Source organism: uncultured Succinatimonas sp., from assembly GCF_905203285.1.
GTDB lineage: Bacteria > Pseudomonadota > Gammaproteobacteria > Enterobacterales > Succinivibrionaceae > Succinatimonas.
On sequence record NZ_CAJKVK010000097.1, the window covers coordinates 1 to 7487 of the forward strand.

The 7487-nt window shown below is 36.5% G+C and carries 7 protein-coding genes; all 7 read left to right on the forward strand.

The genetic code is table 11. The annotated features are described in order from the left end of the window. Positions 1 to 26: 26 nt before the first annotated feature. The 7 genes from QZ019_RS08580 (at position 27) to QZ019_RS08610 (ending at position 7404) form a co-directional block, all read left to right on the forward strand. Positions 27 to 2633, forward strand: coding sequence for a tetratricopeptide repeat protein (locus QZ019_RS08580; RefSeq protein ID WP_295484219.1), 2607 nt, complete (start codon positions 27 to 29; stop codon positions 2631 to 2633). A gap of 1 nt (position 2634) precedes the next feature. Beyond that, positions 2635 to 3171: a hypothetical protein gene (locus QZ019_RS08585; RefSeq protein ID WP_294568150.1), complete on the forward strand. Its 537-nt coding sequence runs from the start codon at positions 2635 to 2637 to the stop codon at positions 3169 to 3171. Positions 3172 to 3564: 393 nt separating this feature from the next. Continuing rightward, on the forward strand, positions 3565 to 5304 hold the full coding sequence (locus tag QZ019_RS08590) for a carbon starvation protein A (RefSeq protein WP_295484223.1): 1740 nt from the start codon (positions 3565 to 3567) through the stop codon (positions 5302 to 5304). Positions 5305 to 5405: 101 nt separating this feature from the next. After that, a complete protein-coding gene (locus tag QZ019_RS08595) occupies positions 5406 to 6053 on the forward strand; it encodes a hypothetical protein (protein WP_295484226.1) in 648 nt (215 codons plus the stop codon). Positions 6054 to 6121: 68 nt separating this feature from the next. After that, positions 6122 to 6271: a hypothetical protein gene (locus tag QZ019_RS08600; RefSeq protein WP_294568155.1), complete on the forward strand. Its 150-nt coding sequence runs from the start codon at positions 6122 to 6124 to the stop codon at positions 6269 to 6271. Positions 6272 to 6509: 238 nt separating this feature from the next. Further along, positions 6510 to 6956 (forward strand): transcriptional repressor, encoded by a 447-nt coding sequence (locus tag QZ019_RS08605; protein WP_294568157.1) that lies wholly within the window; start codon positions 6510 to 6512, stop codon positions 6954 to 6956. A gap of 1 nt (position 6957) precedes the next feature. Further along, entirely contained in the window at positions 6958 to 7404 is a 447-nt protein-coding gene (locus QZ019_RS08610; RefSeq protein WP_295484253.1) for a metal-dependent transcriptional regulator, read from the forward strand. Positions 7405 to 7487 lie beyond the last annotated feature (83 nt).

Here is a 7487-nt window from a genome sequence, read left to right on the forward strand (position 1 = left end):
ATATATTATTTTTTAAAGATTTAAAAATGACGACACGATTAAAAGGTTTTAGCTCACAATCAATTGCAAAAATCGCTCAGCTTGAAAAAAAGATAGTTCCGTTAATTTCGCCTCAGAGTTCTTTGGATAAAAATTCCGCAATGCAAATTGCTTTAGATATTGAAAATAAATTTATGCAGTTTGACGGAAGTATAGATGAAAAGCATTTACTGCAAATGGATGAAGCACTTTACTATTATTATGTGGCTTTTATTCAGGGAGAAAAAAAGGCTGTTGAACATATCAGTAAATTAGTTAAGCAAGATGTAGTTAAAACGTTAAATAAAATTTTTAATAATGATAGGGAGAAGGTAGAAGAGTTTTTTTTACTTTTGCAAAGCAAAAATGATTTTGAAAATGCTTTAATTCAGCTTGAGAGTTATTTTGCAAAGACTTATAAGATAAATATTTATAAAGACGATCCTTCTCCTTGTGTTGATGCTCAGATTAATGAGTTTGATGTAATTTTTATACCGTCAGTATTGGTTTATTTTTATTATCAGTGCGTACGTCATAAGTTAATCAATAAAGAGGAAGATTATTTACCCTTTTTACAGCAGTCTATTTCCAAGATGGAAGATATGAGTTTTTGCAGTAATTTTTATATGGATAACTGCGATATTTTGAATTTACTGCTGAATAATGAGCTTCAATCAGGAAGTGAAGATTTACAGGTTATGCCCGGTATGCCGGCGCAGACAGCCTATAAAATTGGTCTTGCGTATTATTTCGGTACGGATTTGCCGCATGATATTGATAAAGCCGGACGTTGGTTAAGTTATGCGTCAATGGTAGGACATCCTGCAGCAATATATGCAAGGCAGTTATTTATTATGGATATAAATTCAAGCGCGGAAGATTGGGAAAGCGCTTTAATAATTCCATTATTTCATGCGTTTAAACTTGCTTTTAATCATGATAACGGTCTAGTTGGCGTTCGCTTTGAAAGCCGTTATTCTGAAGACTCTGATCTTTCAGATAAAGAGACTTTAATTACCGATTTACTGTATAACTTTTTATCTGTGTTTTTAAATGCGGTAAAGCTAGGACATCGTAAGACGGAAGATTTATTATCCTATTTGCTTTCATCTCAGGTATCTGAATATTTATTTGATGACGTTCCTTTGATGAAGGTTATGCAGGCTAAATTAATTTTATCTGATATCGAAAAATTTAAATCTTATGTGGCAAATTATGCTGCAAATGAAGAAAAACCCAGCCAGACTTTCTATTCGTTGGCTTTGGAATTATTAAAAGAAGCCTATGAAAGCGGACATTGCGAGCAAGCTTTGGAACCTCTTGCCAATCTGCTTATAAGTCCTCAGTTTAATAAAAAAGATTTACCTTTGATAGAACAGGCCATAGGTTGTAGGGAATGCGCAGATGTTGCGTTTAAACTCGGATCTTATTACTGGAATATGTCGGGGGAAAAGAAGGATACGGCTTTAGCTGAAAAATGGTGGTCAAAAGCTGCCCTCTTAGGTTCTTCGCTTGCCTTGTTTAATATGGCTATTTCTGCTCTTGACGGCAGGGATTTGGAAAAGGCTGCTAAATATGCCTTAAAAGCCGTAAATTCTGGGGCAGTAATGGGTTATTACATTTTGTATAGAGCCTTACTCCCAAAAGATCCTGAACTTGCGCATACCTATTTGCGATTAGGTGCAGAGTATGAATTACCTTCTTGCGTAAAAGAATATGCACGTTTGAAAAAGGAAAGAAAGTTTAAGCCGCTTAAGTTTATTCAGATTGTGGATAAGATTGCTTCTCTGTCAAACAAAGATCCTTCAGCTTGTTTGTTTATGCAAAATGTATATATAAAAGGTACGTTATTGCCGCGGGATTTGCATAAGGCGGAAAATTTTTATCGTAAAGGCGTTTCATTAACACCAGCTATGGCGCAGTATTGCCCTGATTATATTTTGGAAGATCATCTTGATTGCGCCGAAGATTCTTTTACTTATAGAGTAGGAGTTCCTTTTAATAGAGCTCATCGCTTTATAGCCAATTACTCTAAAAGAAATCCTTTAAAAGTTGAATCTTCTAATGTTTTAAAAGATTTAGTAAAAAAATTGTATGAGTCTTTGGTTTTAGGAACTAGAGTAATAGAAATTGATACTCTTTTGGGCTGTATCCATGATGATTTATTTAGTAGCTATGATGTCGCAATAAAATATGAGCATCTAGAACAGGCAGATAATGAATCATTGTTTGCATTAAGCGATACTTACCTTAAAGATGCGGCAAACAGGCTTTGTTCTCAAACTTTCCGATTAGGGGCTATCGGTAACGGAACCGAAAATTCGGGAGCAATTCCTTATTCATTAATGCTTGAAGCTTTATTAAATAATGAGCATGTAAATTCTCTTTATGAATATATAAAGGGGATGATTGCGCTTCGCCCGATGGCATGTAAACCGGATCTGCATGCAGCCTTTAAATTCTTTAAACGTGCGGCAAACGGCGGATGTGAAGCTGCTTTTATTTTAAGTGAAATATCTTTTGATATGTTTTTATATCATCTTGAAAACAAATTTACGGATCGCTCTATTGAAAGTACAATAAGCGGATTCATTAACACCGGTATTACTCAATAAAATGCAATATTTATTAAAAATTACATTAAAAGATACTCCGGTTTGGCGTTTAGTTGCAGTTGACGGCACTGCAGATATCGCTTTTGTCGCGGAGCTTATTGCGGCTTCTTTTGATTATGAGAAAGCAAGGCGTGTTTTTACCGTTAACGGAGTTGAATATAGAGCAGGCAACGGTGGAGAGGTAGAAGATATAAAAGAGTTGTCTTTGTTTGATGAATTACATCTTGAACAGGGCCAATCTTGTATTTATCGTCATAATATGAACAATGATCTCATTCATATCGTTGAAGTTATGAAAAAAGAAGATCATTTGTTTTGTCTTATGCCTTCAACATTAGTCGGATCAGGTCTTTTGCCTAAAGATTTACCTTTTGATCTTGAGCATATTAATGCTCATTTTGATAAAGATGATATTGATAGTCTTGATTTGCGCGAGTGTACAAAAAGAATGCGCGCTTTAGGTGTACAAAGAAAAGACTTAAAAGAGTCTCTGCTCCGTCTTGGCTCTCGTGATTTAAGCGTAAAAATCAATTGTTGATTTGATTTTTGTGCCGCTTCTTTTATGATTTAATGCGCTATTTTGGCGCATTAATTAAATATTTTGGCTCTTTTTAGTATGTTTTTAAGAAAGTATCAGCATTTTTGCATCGTTTTATATTTATGCTGATACAATTATCCGATTTATCAAACGATATAAAATTTCGTTTCAATTCGAAATGGACATATCCGTTTATTTCGAATCAATAAAAGTTTTGATAATCAGTCAGACTTTTCATCAATTCTTCATTAACTGCAGATAACCGTCTGATGTTAGTGACAGTCATTACGTCCTTTAATTGTTATAGCGGCGTAGCAGATCCGTTGATCTGTTCAAATTTCATTGGTTAAAGAAGTTAGTTCAAAAGTCGAAAGGCTTATGGAGCTGTTTTTTATGAGCGGAAGTTTGTTATTTTGTATATGCTTGGCATATTTTGTTGCCGCATATTTTTGCTATGGCGGATATTTAAAGCGTGTTTTTAGAATAGATCCTAAAAATCCGACTCCTGCACACACCCAGTTTGACGGTATTGATTATGTACCGACCCCACGAATCGTTCTGTTCGGGCATCATTTTGCATCGATTGCAGGTCCCGGTCCTATCGTCGGTCCGATTATGGCTGCATATTTCGGGTGGCTTCCTGCTTTAATTTGGATTTTGGTAGGCTGCGTCTTTGTCGGAGCTTTCCACGATTTTGCAGCAATGGTAATGTCTGTGCGTAATAAGGGTCGTTCCATTTCATACATAATGGAAGATCTTATGGGTTACGCAGGTCGTATGTTGTTTTTGATTTTCTGCTGTTCCTGCTTGGTTCTCATTGTCGGTATCTTTACTTTACTTATAGCCGGCATGTTCGTACAGATCCCTGCAGTTGCCACGGCTTCTTTGCTCTTTATCGGCATGGCGCCTTTATTTGCTCTTTGCTCAATGAAGCTTGGATTCGGCCTTAAAAAATCATCTTTTTTATTTGTTCCGCTTGTGTTTTTGACTGTTTTGATCGGTGATTTGTTGCCGATTGATTTGGTTGCAAGTTTCGGCATGTCAAAACAAGGTGCTACATATATCTGGATAGCTGTTTTGGCTATATATGTTTTTGCCGCATCCGTTGTTCCGGTACAGTGGCTCCTTCAGCCTCGCGATTATCTGAATTCATATCTTTTATACGGAATGCTTGCCTTAGGTATTGTCTCGATTATCGCCTATAATCCGGATATTAATTTAAATGCTTTTAACGGTTGGACTGCATTGACTGCAGACGGCAATATGACCGCCATGATCCCGGCGTTGTTTATTTTTATCGCTTGCGGTGCGTGCTCCGGTTTCCATTCATTAGTAGCCTCAGGTACTACTTCAAAACAGATTAATTCCGAAAAAGATCTGTTGCCCATTGGCTACGGCGGTATGATTTTAGAGGGTATTTTAGGCGTTATGGCCTTAGTTGCCGTAATGGCTATGGAGCCTGCTACTTTCTTTGAAGTAGGCAAAAACCAACCGATGGCTTTTGCTACAGGTATCGCTTCTTTCTCTGCTGCTCTCGGAATTCCGGAAGTTTATTCCAAAGTATTCATTTCTTTGGCAATTTCGGCCTTCATGATGACCTCTCTTGATACTGCTACTCGTCTTGGCCGTTTCTTGTGGCAGGAACTTTTCATGCCGCGTGCCAAGAAGTCTGCAGAAAACAACAATAATGAACCTTCTACTATTAAACCTCAGATGGCTCAATGGAGAAAGGTTATTACCAATCCGTTCTTAGCTGCTTTTATTATTGTAGGTCTTTCCATGTTGATGGCTTTAACTGGAAGTGCTGCCAGCATTTGGCCGATTTTCGGTGCATCTAACCAGTTAATGGCAGGTTTGACTTTCCTTGGTATTACTCTTTATCTGATGATAAAGGGAGCTAATTGGTTTATTTCTTTTATTCCTATGGTTCTTATGATGGTAATGAGCTTATGGGGCGTTGCACAAGTTGTTTCACAGCAGTGGGGACAAAATTCGGTTCTTGTCGTATCCGGTATTTTCCTTTTTGCTATGGCCGTTTTGATGATTTTGTTAGGCGCTTCAATTATGCTGCACCATTTAAAAGCTATTTACGGCAAGAAAGAATTTGCTTACGCTAAAGTAGAAAATGACTAATTAGTCATTCCTTGCCAGATAAGACCCGCATAAACATGTTTTCTGCGGGTTTTTCTTTTTTGAGGCTTTTCTTTTGTTAGAATTTATTTGAGGAGAACGCTATGCAAGGAAAAGTAACAATTTACGATGCTAAGGCAAAGCAAGGCCATATTCAGGCAAATGACGGTAATATATACAGCTTTGATGCTTTGTCTTTTACAAACAAAAATGATGAATCTTTAATTAAAGAGGGGATGTCTTGTACCTTTGAGATTATTGATAATAAGGTAAGCAATTTTTGCTTAAATGACGCCGAAGATTTTATTTTCAGGAATGAAACTTTTAAAGAGCCTGAAAGTTTTGAGCTTATCTCAGGAGATTTGCCTGCCAATTACATATTGATTGATAAAGCAAAGGTTTCTATAGCCAAAACGGATCGCGTCAGAGAAAAAGCGATATATAAATTGAAACATGATTGTAAGATTTTGGGCGCTAATATTATTTTGGATGTTAAAGAAAGTACCAATATAAGAAGCGCTATGGGATACGGCTTTAAGTTTTATACGATAGAGGGAGTTCCTGCAACGGTTGGTATTGCCGATCCTACAGGTACCGTATCACGTGATGATTTGGAGCATCGTCTGCATCATAAAGAAATCATGAAGCAAAAAAATAATGCAGAAACTATAAAGATAGCTAATCTTGCATTGAGAATTTGCGGCGTAATTTTGTTCATTATTTTTCTTTTAGGATTTATTTTTACATTGTAATTGCGGTTTCTCTTGTAAATGGAAAATAGTTGTCATATGCTAACTAAAAAAATAGAAAGGAGCTTACCGTGGATACATTAATTATTGCCGTTATCGTAATTTTAGTCATGATCCCTTGTTTTCTGGGGTTAAGAAGGATATTCGGTACCCTTACCGGAAAAAGCAGTACATGCGGATGTTCAGGAAATGAATGTCACTGTAATGACAAAAAGCAATGATATTAATATGCGAATAAATATATTTATTTTTCAAGGAACTAAATAGAGAATTGTTTATGGTATAGTTATCCGAAGGCTTTTTTAAAATGCAGCAAATGTAGCTGCAGTTTTTTTTGAAAACTGGTGTTGCATTAAAATTTTTTTATTTTCATTTTGAAAATTAGTTTAACAACTTGAAAAAGAAAAGCTTTGGCACTATTTATAATCTATAAAGATCCGGTTTTTTAAGAAGGCGGTTATGCAAGATAACGATCCGATTTACAACGTAGGTCATTTGACCGAAGACACATTGCGCAAGCTTGAAGCAAGCGGTTTGCGCATGACTGTTCAGCGACGACATATTATTGATATTTTAATGAACAGCAGTTGTACTTCACCTAAAGAATTATGGTATGAGGCAAAACAGTTTGTTCCGGATCTCGGTATTGCAACCGTATATCGCTTGATCAATCGCCTTGAACAAATCGGAGTTCTTTCCAAAGCTCGTAATTTGGGAATGCAACCGCAGATCCCGGAGCTTGGTACTTTAACCGATGCCCGCGGCAAAAATATAAACAGACAGATTAAATTAGCTTTAAATGAAGTGGTTCGTTTAGGCCTTATTTCTAAAGGTGTTATAGGCCCTAACAATAATATCCAATTATCATTAGTCGGAAATAAAATTAATATTACGGTAGTGAAATAAAATGACGAAGCAACAAGTTCCCACAGTTCAGGATGCTGTTACCGAGCCGGTTCCTCCTCGTGCCGGCATTATTGCAGAATCCGGAGAGAATTATCTTGAGACGATTTTAATTATAAAAGAGAGAAATGAGGACGGACTTGTTAGAGCTGTAGATGTTGCTAATGAGTTGGGTTTTTCAAAACCAAGCGTCAGCCGTGCTCTTGCTATGCTTAAAGAACGCGGGTTAATTAAAATCGCACCGGCTGGTGCTATTTTATTTACTCCTGACGGAAGGGCTCTTGCTGAACATGTGTTTGAACGTCATCAGTTGTTGACGGTTTTTTTAAAGAACGTAGCAAATGTTCCGGCTGATATCGCTGAACATGATGCCTGCCGTATAGAGCATGTAATTTCCGATGAAACTATGAATGGAATTCGTGTCTATCTTAAAGATAATAAGTTGATTTAAAAGTTTAATATTGAGTAAATAGTTAGTAACCTAAAAGTTGCGAGTTTTTACTGATCTAGTGTCTATTATATTAGACACTAGAT

Excerpts from the sequence above, each read along its gene's own strand:
- QZ019_RS08580 (WP_295484219.1), top strand. The coding sequence starts at position 27 with ATGACGACACGATTAAAAGGTTTTAGCTCACAATCAATTGCAAAAATC.
- QZ019_RS08585 (WP_294568150.1), top strand. The coding sequence starts at position 2,635 with ATGCAATATTTATTAAAAATTACATTAAAAGATACTCCGGTTTGGCGT.
- QZ019_RS08590 (WP_295484223.1), top strand. The coding sequence starts at position 3,565 with ATGAGCGGAAGTTTGTTATTTTGTATATGCTTGGCATATTTTGTTGCC.
- QZ019_RS08595 (WP_295484226.1), top strand. The coding sequence starts at position 5,406 with ATGCAAGGAAAAGTAACAATTTACGATGCTAAGGCAAAGCAAGGCCAT.
- QZ019_RS08605 (WP_294568157.1), top strand. The coding sequence starts at position 6,510 with ATGCAAGATAACGATCCGATTTACAACGTAGGTCATTTGACCGAAGAC.
- QZ019_RS08610 (WP_295484253.1), top strand. The coding sequence starts at position 6,958 with ATGACGAAGCAACAAGTTCCCACAGTTCAGGATGCTGTTACCGAGCCG.